Source organism: Thermococcus sp. P6 (assembly GCF_002214525.1).
Taxonomy (GTDB): Archaea; Methanobacteriota_B; Thermococci; order Thermococcales; family Thermococcaceae; genus Thermococcus.
Genome location: NZ_CP015104.1, coordinates 729,441 through 747,328 on the forward strand (window position 1 = coordinate 729,441; position 17,888 = coordinate 747,328).

16 protein-coding genes and 1 tRNA gene are annotated in these 17,888 nt (G+C 57.9%); 8 read left to right on the forward strand and 9 right to left on the reverse strand.

What is annotated here, in order from left to right; genetic code table 11:
• Positions 1-92 precede the first annotated feature (92 nt).
• The 5 genes from A3L12_RS03915 to A3L12_RS03935 are packed head-to-tail and all read left to right on the forward strand — an operon-like array spanning position 93 to position 7,287.
• Positions 93-3,266: a transglutaminase domain-containing protein gene (locus A3L12_RS03915; protein ID WP_088882403.1), complete on the forward strand. Its 3,174-nt coding sequence runs from the start codon at positions 93-95 to the stop codon at positions 3,264-3,266.
• Positions 3,259-4,248, forward strand: a complete 990-nt coding sequence (locus A3L12_RS03920; RefSeq protein WP_088883208.1) for a hypothetical protein — start codon at positions 3,259-3,261, stop codon at positions 4,246-4,248. Before A3L12_RS03915 ends, A3L12_RS03920 begins: the two co-directional genes overlap by 8 nt.
• Complete coding sequence (locus A3L12_RS03925; RefSeq protein WP_088883209.1) at positions 4,248-5,219, forward strand: MoxR family ATPase; 972 nt, start codon at positions 4,248-4,250, stop codon at positions 5,217-5,219. Before A3L12_RS03920 ends, A3L12_RS03925 begins: the two co-directional genes overlap by 1 nt.
• Positions 5,216-6,463, forward strand: coding sequence for a DUF58 domain-containing protein (locus A3L12_RS03930; RefSeq protein ID WP_088882404.1), 1,248 nt, complete (start codon positions 5,216-5,218; stop codon positions 6,461-6,463). Before A3L12_RS03925 ends, A3L12_RS03930 begins: the two co-directional genes overlap by 4 nt.
• Positions 6,460-7,287 carry a hypothetical protein gene (locus tag A3L12_RS03935; protein ID WP_088882405.1) on the forward strand — a complete coding sequence of 276 codons (828 nt, stop codon included), beginning with the start codon at positions 6,460-6,462 and terminating at the stop codon, positions 7,285-7,287. The genes A3L12_RS03930 and A3L12_RS03935 overlap by 4 nt, the downstream gene beginning before the upstream one ends.
• Here the strand turns inward: A3L12_RS03935 and A3L12_RS03940 are convergent.
• The 4 genes from A3L12_RS03940 to A3L12_RS03955 form a co-directional block, all read right to left on the reverse strand.
• Positions 7,284-7,949: a DUF257 family protein gene (locus A3L12_RS03940; RefSeq protein WP_232462909.1), complete on the reverse strand. Its 666-nt coding sequence runs from the start codon at positions 7,947-7,949 to the stop codon at positions 7,284-7,286. The two genes, A3L12_RS03935 and A3L12_RS03940, sit on opposite strands and share 4 nt — an antisense overlap.
• A gap of 90 nt (positions 7,950-8,039) precedes the next feature.
• On the reverse strand, positions 8,040-8,489 hold the full coding sequence (locus A3L12_RS03945) for a universal stress protein (protein ID WP_088882407.1): 450 nt from the start codon (positions 8,487-8,489) through the stop codon (positions 8,040-8,042).
• Positions 8,490-8,492: 3 nt separating this feature from the next.
• Positions 8,493-9,779 carry an SLC13 family permease gene (locus tag A3L12_RS03950; protein WP_088882408.1) on the reverse strand — a complete coding sequence of 429 codons (1,287 nt, stop codon included), beginning with the start codon at positions 9,777-9,779 and terminating at the stop codon, positions 8,493-8,495.
• 9 nt (positions 9,780-9,788) lie between these two features.
• Positions 9,789-10,340, reverse strand: a complete 552-nt coding sequence (locus A3L12_RS03955) for a universal stress protein (protein ID WP_232462910.1) — start codon at positions 10,338-10,340, stop codon at positions 9,789-9,791.
• A 106-nt stretch (positions 10,341-10,446) separates the two neighbouring features.
• Here A3L12_RS03955 and A3L12_RS03960 point away from each other — a divergent pair, with 106 nt between their 5' ends.
• Positions 10,447-12,348: a S16 family serine protease gene (locus A3L12_RS03960; RefSeq protein ID WP_088882410.1), complete on the forward strand. Its 1,902-nt coding sequence runs from the start codon at positions 10,447-10,449 to the stop codon at positions 12,346-12,348.
• A gap of 5 nt (positions 12,349-12,353) precedes the next feature.
• Here the strand turns inward: A3L12_RS03960 and A3L12_RS03965 are convergent, their stop codons facing one another.
• From A3L12_RS03965 to A3L12_RS03985, 5 genes are all read right to left on the reverse strand, one after another.
• Positions 12,354-13,475 (reverse strand): M20 family metallopeptidase, encoded by a 1,122-nt coding sequence (locus tag A3L12_RS03965; RefSeq protein WP_088882411.1) that lies wholly within the window; start codon positions 13,473-13,475, stop codon positions 12,354-12,356.
• A 106-nt stretch (positions 13,476-13,581) separates the two neighbouring features.
• Positions 13,582-13,659 (reverse strand) — tRNA-Ala (locus A3L12_RS03970).
• Positions 13,660-13,763: 104 nt separating this feature from the next.
• Positions 13,764-14,678: a D-2-hydroxyacid dehydrogenase gene (locus A3L12_RS03975; protein WP_088882412.1), complete on the reverse strand. Its 915-nt coding sequence runs from the start codon at positions 14,676-14,678 to the stop codon at positions 13,764-13,766.
• Positions 14,679-14,689: 11 nt separating this feature from the next.
• Entirely contained in the window at positions 14,690-15,337 is a 648-nt protein-coding gene (locus tag A3L12_RS03980; RefSeq protein WP_088882413.1) for a TIGR00153 family protein, read from the reverse strand.
• A 33-nt stretch (positions 15,338-15,370) separates the two neighbouring features.
• Positions 15,371-16,291 carry a 2-dehydropantoate 2-reductase gene (locus A3L12_RS03985; protein ID WP_088882414.1) on the reverse strand — a complete coding sequence of 307 codons (921 nt, stop codon included), beginning with the start codon at positions 16,289-16,291 and terminating at the stop codon, positions 15,371-15,373.
• 53 nt (positions 16,292-16,344) lie between these two features.
• On the opposite strand from A3L12_RS03985, the gene otg reads away from it, so the two are divergent.
• A complete protein-coding gene (gene otg / locus A3L12_RS03990) occupies positions 16,345-16,881 on the forward strand; it encodes a methylated-DNA--protein-cysteine methyltransferase (RefSeq protein WP_088882415.1) in 537 nt (178 codons plus the stop codon).
• The gene (locus A3L12_RS03995; RefSeq protein WP_088882416.1) at positions 16,857-17,885 is read left to right on the forward strand and encodes an ABC transporter permease; all 1,029 of its coding nucleotides are present in this window, start codon (positions 16,857-16,859) and stop codon (positions 17,883-17,885) included. The genes otg and A3L12_RS03995 overlap by 25 nt, the downstream gene beginning before the upstream one ends.
• The last annotated feature ends 3 nt before the right edge of the window (positions 17,886-17,888 follow it).

A 17,888-nucleotide genomic window follows, 5' to 3' on the forward strand; every position in this document is an offset into this window, starting at 1 on the left:
CCGGGAAGGGTTAAGGCTTTTTCCATCGCTAATGTACAGAAATTTACATCGACGAAAACCCTTATATAAAAATGTCGAGAGATGTTGACATCATGGTAGGACGGAAGTACATCGCCTTTCTCACCCTGATCCTCATATCACTGGTGATAACGTCCGTGGTTCTTGGTCCGGCCATGATAGAGGTCCCCCCGGAAACGAGAAGCCTCGAGGGGCTGCTCCTTTCAAGGCTTCCACCCGGAAACGGAAGCAACGAAACCGGACCGGTCACCGGGATCCCGGTCTCACGCCGCCTCCTGATAACCGGCGCCGCCCACACCCACTACCTAAGGCTCAACGTTTACACCGATTACGTGAACGGGGTCTGGACCACCAGAAACGCCACGAGGATTCCGAGCAACGTCATCGCGCCGCCGGAGGTGGACGTTCCCCACCACACGGAGCGGGACAGGATAACCGTGTTCTCCTTCCAGCCGATAACCGGCAACCTCTTCACGTCCCTCTACACCACCCGCGTTGATGCCACAGGCGTCGAAGCCATTCCCGGCTACAACCTCTTCCGAACGGCCTTCAACGTTACCTCTTACTCCTTCTCTTCCGTGATCTACACCTTCGATTCGCCCTACCTGAGGAACCTCACCGCCGGGAACCTGACCGAATACCTGCAGGCCCCGAAGGATCCCCGGCTCGTTAACCTCGCCGGAAGGATCGAATCAGGCGGATCGGACTACGAAAAGGCCCTTGCCATAGCGGAATACCTGAGGACCCACTACCGGGTTGGAAATGCGGAGCCTCCAAACGGAACGGACAGGTTAACGTGGTTCCTCTTCGAATCGGGGGAGGGGAACGCTTACGACTTCGCCTCTGCCTTCGTGGTTCTCGCGAGGCTGGAGGGCCTTCCGGCGAGGCTCGTGGAAGGGCTCTACGTGGAAGCCGTCCCGCAGGAACAGGTGGTGACGGAGAGGAACAGACACTTCTGGGCTGAGGTTTACTTCGAAAAAGCCGGCTGGCTGATATTCGATCCCCTCCACAGGGACCCAAACGTCCACGTCCCCTTCGAGCTCAGCGTGGTTCCCTCCAGAACGGCCCTTGCTCCGGGTTCTTCCGGAAACGTTACCGTAAAGTTCGAGAGGGTCACCGGGGCGAACTCGAGCCTCACCGTGGAAGCCCCTTCCATCGGGGTGTTCCTTGCCAACGGATCCGGGATACACGACCTGACCATCAAGCTAAGGGAACCCGGACATTACCCCGTAACGGCGATTGCGACGGCAGATGAAGCATCGCAGGCTGCCTTCGGCTTCGTCACCGTTCCCGGAAACCTGACGGTAATCCCCGATCCTCCGGCCGTTAACCTCACCCGGGGCAAGGGGGCAGTCCTGAAACTCCACGTAAACGGTACCGCCCGGAACCTCGGGCTGGAAACGACCTCCCCGCTGGTCGAGAGGATCGAAGCCTTCAGCGGAGGGTTTGAGGTTACACTGAACGCCCCACCGGATTACCCGAACGGTCTTTACATCGTTGACTTTAAGGCCGTAACGGGTTCCGAAGAATACAGCATCCGCATTCCAGTGCTGCTCAGGGAACCCACAGCGATCGACTTTTCCCTGCCCGCCACTCCAACGGCCGGCGATTTCCTCTCAATCAACGGCACCGTAAGCGGGGTCGTGAGCCCACCGGAGAAGGGGAAGGTCCCGGTGTTCCTGAACGACGGTAGGAGGGACGTTCTGATAGGCTACGGCAACCTCTCCAACGGGAGCTTTTCCGTTCCCGTCAGAATACCCGAATACCTGAAACCGGGGGTCTACCCGGTGGAGGTGAGTTACAACCCTCCCCCCGGCTGTGGATACCTTCCCTCGAAAGCCGTTAGGGAGCTCAGGGTAAGGGGTCTCGCGAGGTTCTCCCTGCCGGAGCTCATCCTCGTGAACCCCGGGAACGTTACCCTCGTTGGGGCCCTGATCGACGGTGCCGGGGACCCCGTGCCAGATGCGGGGGTAACCTACCACCTCGACGGGAACCTTACGGGTAGCTCAACAACCCTAACGGACGGGAGGTTTCCCATAAGGCTCAGCATCCCCTGGCTAGGGGGCCACAGCCTGACGCTCGAATACGGTGGAAGCGATGACTACTCCCCTGCCACCGCGAAGGTTAGGGTGGCGGCCGTTAAGTTCGAGGTTGAGGAGGAGGTGAAGGTCAAAGCCGGAAAACCAGTGGTGATATCCGGGAGGGTCCTCGGGATCAAAAACGCCACCCTCAAGGCGTACCTGTTCCCGGGGAAGACCTACGACCTCAAAATCGTCAACGGGCGGTTTAACCTCACCCTCGAGCCCTTCAACAGCGTCGGTGAGAGGTCCCTCGAATTCAGGCAGGGGGGCAGGGTCCTGAAGAGGATAACCATTGCCGTGGTCTCTCCGGTCAGAATAGAGCTCCTGACGGGGGAGGCAAGGGGCGGGAAAATCGCCAGGGTGAAGTTCAGGGTGGTGGACTTCAAGGGCGATCCTGTGGGGGGTCTGCCACTCAACGTGAGCCTGGGGGATCTCGCGTTTCACGCCACGACCAACGGATCGGGTATAGCGGTTATCGAAGTCCCCGTGGGGGAGAGGGAAGTCAACGCCACGGTCACCGTAACCTTTGAAGGTTCCGGCCACTACCTGCCAGCGAGGGAGAGCTTCCACGTCTTAATAGGCAAAAAGCGGAGTATCCCGTGGCCCTACATCGGCCTGATGGTTCTGATGGGCATTTTAATCCTCAGGCTCAGGAGAAAGGAGGAAGGGGAGGAGCGGACAAAGGAGAGAATGCTGAAGATAATATTCAACAACGGAATACCCCTCTTCCGGGAGGGGGAAGCGCTGGATATAAGCATAGAATGCGATGGCGAGCCCGAACTTTACGTGAACGGAAGGCCCTTCGGGAAGGAACGGGACTTCAGGCTCATCCTTCCCCCCGGAGAGCATGAGGTGGAGGCGAGGTGCAACGGCATGGTGGAGAAAGCCCGGGTAAGGGTGGTGAAGAGCTACAACGAGGCGGTGGTGGAGTACTACGAGCGGTGCTTCCTTCCGTGGGCCAGAGGGGAAGGTGTGGAGGTTGAAGAGATGACCCCGCGGGAGATAGCCGAAACCCTTACGGACATGATGTATCCGTGGGAACCGATAGATGCCCTGACGGACGTATTCGAGAGGGCCCGCTACAGCGGAGGATCCGTTGGAAGGGAGGAATTCATACGCTTCTACCGTTCCGTTCTTGAGGTTGTGGGAGGTGGCTGTGGTGTCTGAGTTCAACTGGGGAAGAACGGCCCTTTACACGGGGCTTCTAATCCTCCTCTACGTCCTCTCCGGGGTGATAGGTCCCCTAAGGGTTCTGATGGTCCCTGCGGGGGTTCTCGTTCTCTTTCTGGTGGGGGGCGACGTTGCGGAGAGGGCAAGGGGAAGGAACGCGGCTTTCATCGTCAGGACCCTCGGGGTTAGCTTTTCAGCTATCCTCCTGCCCTGGGAGTGGAGCTTTTCAGTGGCGCTGATCGCTCTCGGAGCCGGAACGGCCGCTCTGGCGCCAAGACTCAGGGATCATTCCCGGCTCATCCGGGGAACGGGGCTCGTCATAGCCTTCTACGGCATCTCAAGGCTTCCTCCCCTCGGGCCGGCTGGAAGCGTCTTCAGTTACGCGGGCGTTTTCCTGTTCCTCGGCTACGCTGCTGCAGAGCTCGGTGAAGGGCATCCCTGGGCCGAACCGATCGAGAGGAACCTGCTCGGGATGGGCATCCTCGGCGGGATCCTCGGCCTCTATGCAACCGTGAGGGAAAGCCTGATCGAGAGCCATCCAAGTATGGTGTTCTACGGCGAATGGCTGGCCCTCCTGCTCGGGGTCATCGTTGCCGGAAGCATGGTGCATTCCTACGTGGGCGAGAAGGATCCCGAGGGCTACTTGCTCTCCCAGTGGAAAAGGCACGAGGCGGAAACCATGAGAAAGCTCGGTCCGGAAATGCGCGAGACGAGGAAAGCTGTCGAGGACTTCGTCGTGCGGGGCAGGAAGGGTCCCCTTCTGGCTTTCATAGCCTACTACGGCTCCCGGCTCTTCGACGAGAGGAGACGCTTTGAGGCTCTTATCGGAAAGATAGCCGATTACAGGGCGAGGGAGGTCTCAAGACTAACGCCCCTCTGGATAAGGCGCGCCTACGAGAGGAGGGAGCTGGAAAGAAGGGCCGGGATCGTTGAGGAGGTTTTTGGAGAACTGAGAAAGCTCATGGGATGGGAGTCGTGATGGAGTTAAAAGAGGCCTTTGAAACCCTTGGTGAGATAGTTGACAGGATTTCAAGCGTTTACATAGGGAACGAGGCCGTCATCAGGAAAACTCTGGCCGCAGCGCTCGTGAACGGGAACGTTCTTTTCGAGGACTACCCCGGACTGGGTAAAACGCTACTGGCGAAGGCCCTTGGAAGGGTTCTGGGACTGAAGTACACGCGGGTCCAGTTCACACCGGATCTTCTTCCGGCGGACATTCTGGGAACCAAGGTCTGGAGGCAGAACCTCGGAACTTTCGAGCTCATAAAAGGCCCGGTATTCACGAACGTTCTCCTCGCGGACGAGATCAACAGGGCACCCCCGAAGACCCAGAGCGCTTTGCTCGAGGCGATGCAGGAGAGGCAGGTGACCATCGAGGGCGAAACCTTCCCCCTCGAGAGGCCTTTTTTCGTGATAGCCACCCAGAACCCGATAGAGCTCGAGGGGACCTACCCCCTCCCTGAGGCCCAGCTCGACCGCTTTCTGGTGCGCCTCAGGCTCGGCTACCCAAAAACCCTGAGGGACGAGGTTGAGATCCTCGAAGCGCGTCTATCTTGGAGAAAGGACGACCCAACGGCCGACCTAAAGCCTCTGATCGATCGCGAGACTTTCGTGGAAATGCAGGAGCTCGTAGAGAGGCGGATCTTCATAGAAAGGGCCCTGCTTGAGTACATAGCCGAACTGATCAGGAACGCGCGTTCCGATGAGAGGGTCGAGGCGGGACCGAGTCCCCGGGGAGGCATAGCGCTTATGAAAGTTGCCAAGGCAAACGCCCTCCTCGAGGGACGGGATTTCGTCCTGCCGGATGATGTAAAGGCCTACGCCATCGACGCACTGGCCCACAGGGTTGTCGTCAGGCCGGAGTACGCCTTCGAAGGGGTTACCGGGGAGGAGATCATCAGGGAGACCCTGAGGAGAACGTCCGTTCCCAAAGGGGCTGAGGGTAGATGAGGAAGAGTCTTATCGGCTACGCCCTCTGGGCCGTACTCATCGGAACGATCTTCCTCTCGCCCGGGATGATAGCACTCGCGGTGGTGCCCCTCTCGGTCCTCGCCCTCGCGGTGCTCATTGACCCACCGGGTGGAATAGGGGTAAGACGAAGGCTCTCAAAGTCCGAAGTGTGGCTGGGGGAGGAGGTGGAGATCCGGGTAGAGGTTGAGGTGGAAAGGGGAATCGGGCTGGTCGTCATCAGGGATCCCCTCCCGAAGAGCGTCGCCCTGACCTCGGGAAACAACGTCGGGGTTTTCTTCAAGGGGCTCAAACCGCTGAGGGCTGAGTACTCCTACAGGATAAGGCCCCTCCGCAGGGGATCCTACAGGCTGCCGGAGAGTGAGGTGACGACGAGGAACCCCCTCGGGGTAAGGTACCTCTGGGGGCTTTACGGCGAAGAACTGGAACTCAGGGCGATCCCCCGTATCATCAGGGCGGTTCCAATGGCACAAACGAGCAGAAAGGCGAGGATAAGCGTCCCCGAAACGAGCTTCTCGATAACCGGGTCCCTCTCCACGGACTTCAGGGAGATAAGGGAATACCAAACCGGCGATCCGGTGAAGCTCATAAACTGGAAGGCCACCGCCCGGATCGGGAGGGTTATGACAAACGAGTTCGAAAGGGAGGGCAAGAAGACGGTTCTCTTCGTGGTCGACGCAAGGGAGGGGATGAAGGTGGGGGCCGGAAGCGAGAGCCCCTACGAGCACGCCATGAACCTCGTCTCTTCGATGGCCCACCGCTTTCTGAGAAAGGACTACCACGTGGGCCTCTACCTGCTCGGAACCGGGAAGTTCCTGCCCCCCGCAACGGGACAGAGGCAGCTTCACGCGATGGTGCGGACCATGATGGAATTCGAGAGGGTTCAAACGGCTGAAGAGGGCTTCGACGATTCCATCGAGAGGCTGAAGAGGATCCTCCTTCAGTACAGACCCCTCGTGGTGTACGTCTCCAACGTGCTCGAGGGAACCCTCATGGAAACCAGAAGGGGAATCCTGAAGGTAACGTCCCTTCACAGGGGAAGCTCCAAACCGGTCATCGTCGATGTTTCTCCGCCCCTCGAGGCGGAGGCGGGCACTTTGATCGAGATAGAGAAGAGGGTCATAGCGGAGGAGCTCGAAAAGGCCGGTGCCTACGTCGTCCGCTGGCTTCCGGAACAGGAGGATACCGGTAGGGTGCTGAGCAGGTTGCTGGGGGAGATAGGATGAACTTCCGGGCGTTAAAACTGGCCGTCCTTCTGCCCGCGATAATCCTCGTGTCGTTTGCCTGTTCGGAGGTCTTTCAACCCGGAGGGTACCTCCTGAAAGCTGCCATCGGGATAATCCTCCTTGGGGTCTTCATCTCCACCGGTTCCGCCAGCGGGACGGTTTTCGTCTCAACGGTACTCTACTCCGTTCCCTACTCCATAGTCCTGTCCCAGTTCCTGCCCATAGCCTTCCCCCGGGCCTACGAGGACCTTGCGGGGGCCATAATGAGAAACCCCTATTTCTCCAGCCCCCTGTCGGTGTTCACCCTAATGGTCCTCAGCATACTGAGCGATTACATCGAGAGGGCCGAGGGGTGGGATAACATCCTGAGTGGACTTGGATGGAAGGGCAGAGGGACAGGGATCCTGACGTACGGTGCTCCGGTTCTCCTGCTGGCCTTCGCCCTTTCACTCGGCATACTGTGGCTTGGAAGGGTCCTGAACTTCTCAACAACCGGAATCCTGCTGCCGGTTCTCATCCTCCTCCTCGGGGCGGTGAGCGGTTACCTTTCGAGGGAGACGGGAAGCTACAGGCGGGTTGTGGTTGCCACAGAGCTTCCACCCGTGAACGGGGAGGTACTGATAGAAACCCCCGAAGGTGTGGAAGCCGTGCCCCTGAGTCGCTCCATGGCCTCTGAATGGGAGGCCATCAGGGTGAAGAAGGAGCTGAAAAAGAGGCCCACGCGGGTTCTCCTGAAGATCGGAGAGAGGGTGGAAGTCCTGACGCCGTTAATGGAAAGCGTGGACGGGAAAACCCTCTTCCTGCTCTACCGGAAGGAGATTTAATCCCTTTGCATGCTTTTCAAAGCCACCAGATCTTTGAAGTCCACGGAGATCACGGAACCGAGGGTGGCGGGACTCGTCGATTTCACCACCTTCACCCGGTACTCCCCCTCGATCAGCTCCCACCTGAGCACGGTGGTGAAGATTTCCTCCAGCAGGGGCAGGAGATCCGGGCTTCTCCTCTCCACAACCTCCCCGTTTATGAAGTAGAAGGCAAGGCGGCTTTTATCCCCAACGAAATTGGAGATGGTCCGGATGAGCCTTATCGATTCGTTTCTTCCAAAGGCCATGAAGAGCCTGTGAATGCCAAGAACCGGATTGAAAACGACCGTCTCCGGCGCAACTTTCTCATAAGCCTCGCGGTAGTAGTCAAAGTTGAGGGAGTACTTCTCCACATCGACCCTGCCCACGACGTTGCCGAAATTGTGCCTCCCGCCTATCTTTATCACGGGGATCTCCATCAGGTGTCCGGTGTTCAGTCCCATGAGCTCGAGACGGGTTACGTACTCCCGGAAGGTATCTGCAATGTCATCGATGATGATGTAATTACCGGCCTTCAGGTACTCTTCCATGAGAACGTACAGCAGAATCTCGGGGGACGCTACCGGGGAATGCTCAACGAGAACACTCTCTCCGGGACGGATTCCAGAAAGTACGTTATCCATTCTCTTGATCATCGTTCATCCCATAAAGGGTCTGGGAGGGGAAACTATAAAAAAGTTATCCCGCACCCGGTTTTACTAAAAGCTCGACTTTCAGCGGACAACCATCGTCGGGGGTTTTATCTGACCTATGACCTCCTCGAGCAGACTGCCTATCCTCGTCTTCCCGCTCCTTCCGTAGGCCCCCATGACGACGAGTCCGTACTTTCCGGAGTTAGCCTCCTCGAGCACCGCCTTTCTGGCAACACCCTCAACTATCCTTATCGAGCAGTTCACCCCCTCCTCATGACAGAACTCAAGGAGGTTCGTCATGGTCTCCCTTATGTCCTTCTTCATCTCGTGCCACACCTCTTCCTCGAACTTTCGGACGTCCTCGAGGTCCTGAATCCTCATCCCCACGTTGAAGGCCAGCACCTTGGCTTCCCGCCAGTCCATGGCCGAGAAGAGTGTGATCTTCCAGCCCTTCCTTTTCGCTATCGCTATCGCGTGCAGTGCCGCCTTCTGGCTCCACTTTGAACCGTCAATGAGCACGAGTATCCTCATTCATCACACCCCCACGTACTTCACCCAGATTATCAAGGTGCCCACGCCGACCGTAAGTAGCATTATCACGAGGCCAATCTTGAGGAAGTCCATGAAGGTTATTTTAACGCGCTCTCTAGCGGCGATACCCAGAACCACGACGTTGGCGCTTGCACCTATGGCCGTTCCGTTCCCGCCGAGGCAGGCTCCGAGTGAGAGCGCCCACCAGAGGGGATAAACGTTCAGAGAAACGCCCATCGACTTTATCAGGGGTATCATGGTGGCGGTCAGGGGGATGTTGTCCACTATGGACGAGGCTACGGCCGAGAACCACGTTATCACCACCACTGCCTCACCCGTCGTGTGGAGGTACGTTAAAAGCCAGCTCGCAACGTCCTTTATAACCCCCGTCTGGACGAGGGAGCCGACTATGATGAAGAGCCCCATGAAGAAGAATATGGCCGTCCACTCCACCTTCTCAAGGACCTCCGTGGGCTCCATTCTGCTCCAGATCAGGAGAACCGAAGCGCCGGTGAGGGCAACCACCGCGGGATGGAGCCCGAGCCTGTCATGGACAAAGAAGAGCAGCACGACGGCGATTATAACGGTAAGCGACTTCCGGAAGAGGGAGTAATCCCTTACCGCCTCCTCCTCCCTGAGGTTCTCGATGGTGGACCGGATCCGCTCCCTTCCCTCCGGGCTTATCCTCATCACGTTCCTGTAGGCAAGGTATATCACACCGACCGTCAGGATGAGATCCACCGCCGCTATGGGGCCCATGTTAACGAGGAACTCGTTGAAGCTGAGCCCCGCGGCCGAGCCTATCATTATATTCGGGGGATCGCCGATGAGGGTGGCCGTTCCACCGATGTTGGAGGAGAAGATCTCCGCCAGAAGGTAGGGAACGGGGTTGACTTCCATGAGGCGGGCTATGTAGAGGAGCATCGGCGTGAGCAGGAGGACCGTCGTAACGTTATCGAGAACCGAACTGACTACGGCAGTAACCACCGAGAAGAGGAGGAGGACCCTCATGGGGCTTCCCTTTGCAAGCTTCGCGGTTTTGATGGCTATGAACTCAAAGAGACCACTTTCTCTGGCGGTGTTGACTATCATCATCATGCCCACGAGCAGGAGCAGGGTTCCCAGATCCAGGTATTCCGGCACCTTTTCCCACGGGACCACACCGGCAAAAAGCACCAGTGAAGCGCCGAACAGTGCGGCAACCGTTCTATGAACCTTCTCGGTTATTATCAGGGCGTAGGTAAAGGCGAACACCGAGAGGGCTATGATCATCTCTTCGCTGGGGGTCATGGGCATCACCTAATAGATTATCGCCGGTTTTTCAACGTGCTGGACTATCTTGAGAACCACCGGACTGACGGACGGGGTTTTTCCCAGCTCGGAACCGTAGCTCCGGGATATCACGAGCAGGTCGAAATCGCGCGCGATGTTGATAACATCGTCGCTCTTGTTACCGAAGAAATACCTCCCGCTCGCCCTCAGCCCGATTTCCCGGAGCTTCTCAAGCGTTCGGGAGAGGACCCTCTCGCCGAGCTCCGCTTCGGTCCTTTTGAGCCTTTCTGCTTCCGTTTTTCCGAGGCTCTGCTCTATCATACGAAAGACCGTGCTGTCGGCCACGTAAACGATCTGCACGGATGCCCCGGCGTAAGCCCCGAGGGTGTCGTAGAGTTCCTCGGGGATATCGCGGGAAAACCTGTCCACCGCAAGAAGGATCGACGATATCTCGGGGAGAACGAGCTCTTCCGGGAGAAGGAGAAACTCACGGTAGTGACGGATTATCTCCTCGTACCTGCCCTCGTTGATGTCCCTGAACTTCCTCGTGATGAGCCTGCTGAAGAGGTCCATTCGCATCCCCCACCATGGGGGGAGGAGAGCCTTATTTAAAGCTTTCGCCCTTAAAGGTTGGAACCGAAAAGGATTTATTAAGGCATGGAGAGCCGAAACGGGGGTGATGGGTATGAAAAGGGCGTCCGTGCTTCTTTTACTCATGCTGGCCTTCATGCCCCTCTCGTCAGCCGTGCCATGCGGGGAGGGACACACGGTCGTTTTAAAGGCTCCGGCGGTTTCCAGAACCTCCGATGGGGAGCTCATAGGAGTGGCCACCGACTTCGTCATCACGGTAACACCGGGAACGGGGCACGTTTACGTAGAGACGTGGCCCCTCGCGGAGGTGGACATGCAGGCGAGTGCCAGACTGGCGGCGCAAACCGCTGGAAAGATCCTCGGAGTTGACATGGACCGTTATGATGTGTTCATCCAGATAAAGGCGGATTCTCCAATCATAGGCGGTCCCTCCGCCGGCGGGACGATGACGGTTGGAATAATAGCCGCCCTCGAAGGCTGGGCGGTAAACCCGAAGGTCATGATGACGGGCATGATAAACCCCGATGGAACCATAGGGCCGGTGGGGGGAATACTCGAGAAGGCCTCCGCGGCGCATCAGGCTGGAATGGAGCTCTTCCTGATACCCCAGGGCCAGCGCATCCAGTACGTTCAGGAAAGCCAGAAAAAGGAGATCGGAGGAATAGTGGAGATAAGCACCCGGACGAAAAGGGTTGACGTCGTCGACTACGCGAGGGAGCGCTGGGGACTGACGGTGATCGAGATAAAGGACATCTACGATGCGGTTTACTACTTCACCGGCCACAGGATACCCCGCCCGAAGGCACCGGAGTACGTCAACGTGGACACGACCTTCCTGAGGGAGGATGCCCAGAAGGACTACGACAACACCACGGCCTATTACGGGTCAACGCTGGAGAAACTCAAAGCGAGCGACGTCGATTACGCCACCTACACCACCCTGAAGGAGGCAATGGGGGAAGCCGAGGCCATACTGAACCAGTCGAAGGAGAGCCTCGACGAGGGGATGTACTACACGACCCTGAGCAAGGACTTTCAGGCGAGGATAATAATAAGGCACGTGGAGTGGTACATAGACACCACGGACGTTGAAGGCCTTCTGAAAAAAGTCGGCTCCATGATAAACGCCTCCGAGAGCGAGGTCTCAGGGGTAACGATCAGGGGCACGACGATGCTTCAGGCGATCGCGGCCGCAGAAGAGAGGATCGAACAGGCGAAGAGCCTGCTCGAAGAGGCCTGGAAGTACTACTACAACAACGACAGGTGGGATGCGATAGGGCAGGCGGCCTACGCTTACGAGAGGGCTCAGACGGCGGTTTTCTGGGCACGCCTCGGGGAGAGGTTCGCGGCCGGGGACGTTATAGATAGGGACGTCATCAAAACCACCGCAAGGGAGTACATAGACGAGTCCAGCCTCATAGTCACCTACATAGAGTCGATGTACGGAAGCACCACGGGCGATCTGAGCCAGAGCATTCAGGAGGCTGAAACCTACTACGAGAAGGGAAAGTATTCCGCGGCGCTCTTCACGGCCATGGAAGCCCGCGTTAGGGCGCAGGTCTTTCTGGACACGCTTGGAATAGACAACCGGACGGTTTTAAAGGACAAGCTGACGGGGATGGAAGAGGGGGCAAAGGTGGCCATCGCGACGGCCCAGAGCAGTGGTGTTACCCCCGTTCTGGCGATAGCCTACTACGAGTTCGCCAAGAGCTACGAGAAGAGCGCAGAGAAGACTGGTAGCATGGAGGACCTGCAGACGGCCATGATATTCTACCAGTACGCCCGGGAGACTGCCAACCTGTTCCTCAGCCCCGCCCGGCACACCACGGTGGAGACCGGCACCACCACGGACGTTCCCCAGATCATCGTTCCCACGGCGACGACATCTCCACCGGCTCCAGCGCCGGAAGAAAGGAAAAACCCCTCTTGGGCGGGGATGGCCCTGACGGCCCTCGTGGGGTTGCTCGCGGGCCTGGCGGTGGGCAAAAGGCTTTGAAGTCCTCATCTCCTTTTCTTCTGAACCAGCCCCCTGAGGAACTCAACGTAAAGCTTCTTCACCCTCCTTACCGACTCGACGCTGACCCACTCGTCCGCGGAGTGCCAGTTCCCCCCCACGGGCCCGTAGACGAGCGTCGGTTTGCCGAGGTAGGTTGCGAAGTAGTTGAAATCGCCCACGCTCTTACCGTAGGTTACCTCCGGCCTAACACCGAAGACCCTCTCATGGGCCCTCAAAAAAGCCCTCACGAACCTGTTGTTAGCCCTGACGGTGTAGGGAAGCATGTCGGGCGTCGGGCGGTCGAACTTTTTTATCACGACATCGCTCCTCAGGTCGAGCTTTCCAGCGAGGGCCATGAGCTCTCCCTTAACGCGCTCCCAGTCCTCACCGACCACAACGTGCCTGTCTATTACCGCCCTTGCGTAATCGGGGACGCTCAGCCCGTCGGCGGAACCCTCGACGTGAAGCGTGCAGTAGGAACCCCTGCCCAGCTTCCCGTGACCCCTGAGCCTTATCCTTTCGAGGCTCCCCACGAACCTTCCAAGATCCTCAACGGCGTTTATTCCAAGGTAAGGCCTCGCTGCGTGGGCCTTTTTGCCGAAGAACTCGACCTCAACCACGAACCTGCCCCTCGCACCGAGCATGAGCCTCTCGTTGGTTGGCTCCCCCAGAAGGACGAGGTCCGAGTGATCGAGTTTCCCGCTCCTTATCAGCTCCCAGGCTCCCCTCGAGTAGCCCTCCTCGTCGCTCACGGCCGTGAATATGACGTTCGGCCTTTCCCGCTTCGGAAGGTTCCCGATCTCAACGAAGGCGGCCATCAACGCTGAAAGACCGGCCTTCATATCGGCGCTGCCGACCCCGTAGAAACGGTCCCCATCGAGCTCTCCCCACGGGTTCCGGGTCCAGCCGGGAGAAACGTTCACGGTATCCATGTGCCCGTTGAGAACCACCGTCGTCTTCCGCCCCGGGAGGTAGGCGACCACATCGTCCCCAAACCCCTCGACCGGGACGAGTTCCACCCTGAAGCCGTGCTCCTCAAGAAAGGACGCCACAAAACGCGAGATCTCCCCCTCCTCGCCGAAGGGAGAGCGGATCGAGACGAGCTTTTTAAGGAGTTCTACCTCCAAACCCACCACCTTTAGGGTTTACGATCCGGTCATTTAAGGGTTTTGCCATCAACAACCCCTTTGAGCCCTAAAAAAAGCCCCGGAGCGGGTATTGGAAACCGGAGAATGGTGGACCGGGCGGGATTTGAACCCGCGGCCTCCGCCTTGCGAGGGCGGCGCTCGTACCAGGCTGAGCTACCGGCCCCCGATAGTGGCAAATCCAAAAAGCGCTTATAAAGTTTATGGTGCTTCGTCTGAAAAAACCCAAACCAGAAATTAAAAAATCAAAATTGGAAAATTGGAAAGGGGTCACCCCTTCAAAACTTTAACGACCTTTTCAGCGACCTCAACGCCCGCCCTCATCTGGGCCTCAACGGTCGAAGCGCCTATGTGGGGCGTTAGAACCACGTTGTCGAGCTTCGTGAGCGGGTGGTCCTTCGGAAGGGGCTCCTCCTCGTAAACGTCCAGACCGGCACCGGCGATCCAGCCCTCCTTCAGGGCCTTTACGAGAGCCTCCGTGTCAACCACCGGCCCCCTCGAGGCGTTTATGAGTATGGCGGTGTTCTTCATGAGCCTCAACCTTTCCTCGTTGATCAGGTGGTACGTCGAATCCAGCAGGGGAACGTGGAGGGTCACCACGTCGCTCTCCCTCAGGAGGGTATCGAGGTCGACGAACCTTCCGCCAACTTCCTTTGCCCTTTCCTCGTTCGGATAGGGGTCGTAGAGCAGGACCTTCATCCCCAGTGCCTTGGCGATCTTCCCCACCTGATAGCCGATCCTTCCGAAGCCGACTATTCCAACCGTCTTACCCTCAAGCTCGATTCCCATGCACTGCTTCTTGGCCCAGATGCCTTCCCTCATCTTCCTGTCGGCGAAGGCCACCTTTCTGGCGACGTTGAACATCAGGGCCAGAACGAGCTCCGCAACGCTCCTTGAACTCGCCCCGGGGCTGTTGACCACCTCTATCCCGCGCTTCTTTGCCGCATCGAGGTCTATGTTGTCCAGCCCGACGCCGGCCCTTCCGATGACCCTGAGCCTTGGGGCGGCCTCTATGACCCTTGCCGTAACCTTCGGCTTGCTCCTGACGATCAGGGCGTCAACGTCCCCAACGAGTTCGACGAGCTTCTCCTCATCGGGGTATTCCGAGTAGACCACCTCTAAACCGGCCCCCCTAAGGACCTCGAAAGCCTTTTCGTGCAGCGGTGCCGCAACGAGAACCTTCATCTTCGTTCACCTCATCCACTCCTCTTTATGGCCATGAGCAGGACCTGATCGGAAGCGTCCTCCGCACGATCCGCGATGTCACCCACCTTCGTCAGTATCTGGTTCCACACGAGTTTGGCGTAGGTCGTTACGGTTTCGCTTTCAAAAACCTTGCCCTTAACGTCGTACTCCACGGAATCGGCTTTTTCCTCCGCATCCTCGACAGCTTTGGCGAGCTCTATGGCCCTGCCAAAGTCCGAGTTAAGGGCCCTGACGGCATCCTTCAGGAGCGTGTAGGTTTCGATGGCCGACTCAACGAGCCTCATGAACTCGCCCTTCAGCTCCTCCGGAACCTTCGGCCTCGCCAGTATCAACGTGTGCGAAGCGCTCTCGGCCGCGTCGGCCACCTGATCGATGAGCTCGCTCAGCCGCACGTAGTCACCTCTGCTTGCGGGAAGGAAGGCACCCTCGTAGAGCATGGTCTCGATTTCTCTTCTCAGGTTATCGGCCTTGCTTTCAAGCTTCGCGACCTCCCCCTCGAAGGCCTTTGCCCTTTCAAGATCCCCGTCGAGGTAAGCGTCCATCAGCTCCCTGAAGGCCACCAGCGTTTCGCCAACGACTTCAAGGTGATTCTCGATCATTTCAAAAACGTTACCCTCCTTGCCTCCGAAGATGGCCATCTTACTCCCTCAATACCTTATAGACCGGAGGGTTTATTTACTTTTCTTCTGGCGATCCCGAAGGATGTTCTCCTTGGCTTTGATGAGCGCCCACAGTAGCTCGTTCCTCGGGGCTTCCAGACCTATGGAACGGGCGTGTTCGACGATCTTTCCGTGGATGTAGTCAACCTCCGTCCTCCTGCCCCGTCTTATGTCCTGCAGTGTTGAGTTGTAGTTCTCCCTCGTGCGCTCGACCGTATCCCAGAGAAGCTCGAGGGGATGAACCTCGAACTCGATGCCGAGCCCTTCGGCCACGAGACAGCCCTCTCTGGCGATTTCCACCGAGATGGCCTCAAGGTAAGGATCATCCTTCAGAAAACCGTTTTTGACCTCGAGAACCGTTCCAAGGCCGTTGATGACCGAGTTCACTATCGCCTTGGCCCACTTCCAGCCCCGGGCGTTTTCGGTGAGGCGGGTCTCCAGACCGGAGGAGTTGAAAACCTCCGCGACCTCCACTACAAAGGGATCCGTTCCATCGGGATACTTCCCTATGACGGTTACCCCCTTACCGGCCCACAGAACGTGGCCCCACTCAACGAGCATCGCACCGTTGGTCGTTATCCCACCGATGACGTTGGGCGTGAACTTCAGGGCAAGGTCCTCGTTTCCAAGACCGTTCTGCACGCTCAGTATCCACGTTTCCGGCCCGATGCAGTTACGTGCGCACTCAAGGGCCGTTTTAGTGGAGTAGGACTTCGTGGAGAGTATCAAAAGCTCGGGAGGTTCCTCGGGGGCACTAACGCTCGCCTTCGGACGAACCGTGAACTCCTCCACCCCGGAAACGTGTAATCCATTCTCCCTCACGGCCCTTACCTGTTCCTCCCTGCCGATCAGCGTTACATCGTTCCCGGCCCTCGTCAGGAGGGCACCGAAGAGCGAACCTATGCTCCCAGCTCCGAGCACGTAAATCCTCATCCCATCACCCCAAAGGGTTTAAAGGGTCATCCTTAAAGCCCTGCCGATGGGAGATGCTGAGCGTTGAGACCTTCAGTATGGGGGGAAGGAAAATCTGGATCGGCGTCTTCTGGGAGGAGAAGATTCAGGGGATAACCTTTTCCACGGAGCGGGAACCTTTCGAGGCCGGCCTGAAACGTCTTGAGAACTTCCTTAGGAAAAGGAAGGTCGAGATCGATGCAACACCGGAAGGTTCCGATTACCCGGAGCTCGTGAGGGAGGTTATGCTCGGCCGGGTTGAGAACCCGGAGGCACTGGCGGTGCTCTCCTTCGAGGGCGTTACACCTTTTGAGAAAAGGGTTTACGAATGGCTCACAAAAAACGTTAAAAGGGGGAGCGTTATAACCTACGGTGGCCTCGCCAGACGCCTGAAAACGTCCCCGAGGGCCATAGGCGGTGCCATGAAGAGGAATCCCTATCCCATAGTGGTTCCCTGTCACAGGGTCGTTTCCGCGAATGGCATCGGTTACTACACTCCTCGACTTGATGAAAAGGTCTTCCTGCTCGAAATAGAGGGGGTGAAAGGATGGACAAACTCAAGGCGTACATGATAGCCTTCCTTCTCGTGGTGGCTGGAGTCGCGGCCGGAATAGTCCTGTACGGTGGCTGGAAGCTGTTGCTCCAGGTTGTGCTGGGTCTCGGTTTCCTCGCGGTTACCCTCGTGCTCCTGTTCTTCACAGGGTTGACGCTCTACGCCGGGAGCTGGAAGTACGGGGCTTTGCTGGGACTGTTCACCCTGATAAGCGGCTACGGGCTTTACTTAAGCGTCACGTGGCAGAGGCTCGACGTCATCGCGGGGATGATAGTCCTCTTCGTGCTGGCGGTGGTCTTCGGCGTATGGTACATCAGCGAGCCGGATCTGGGGCTGGTGGACAGGTTCAAAAGTGCGGAGAGCCTTGAGAGGGCCGGCAAGTACAAGGCCGCGGCCCGGAAGTACGAGAAGGCCGGGAATTACGAGAAAGCCGCCGAGATGTACATGAAGCTCGGGTGGATGGAGAGCGCCGCATGGGCCTACGAGAAGGCCGGAAAGTACGAGAAAGCCGCCGAAATTTACGAAAAGCTCTACGAGAAGGAGAAGGATACGTATTATCTCAAGGAAGCCCACGAGTACTGGAAGAAGGCCGGGAACATGGAAAGGGCCGCAAAGGCCCTCGAAAAGTACGCCGAAGAGGAACCGTGGTTCTGGGAGGACGTGGCAAAACTCTACGAGGAGCTTAAGGAAGAGGAAAAGGCCAGAGAGGCGTGGGAGAGGGCCCTTGAGTACTACCGGAAGGAGGCCCAGGAAGAGGGCGTCTTCTGGGAGGACGTTGGAAACATAGCGAGGAGACTCGGCAGGGAAGAGCTCGCCCGTGATGCCTACGGGAAATTCCTCGAATACTGCCTGAAGGAGGCGGAAGAGGACCCCATGTGGTGGAAGCACGTTGCGGAGGCATACGAATACCTCGGCGAGAAGGAGAAGGCCGAAGAGGTCAGAAAGAGGTACGAAGAATACCGGAGGAAGATAACCGAAACCAGCGAGGAAACGTCCAGCTTCCCGGGGAAGGACGGAGGTTGAGCA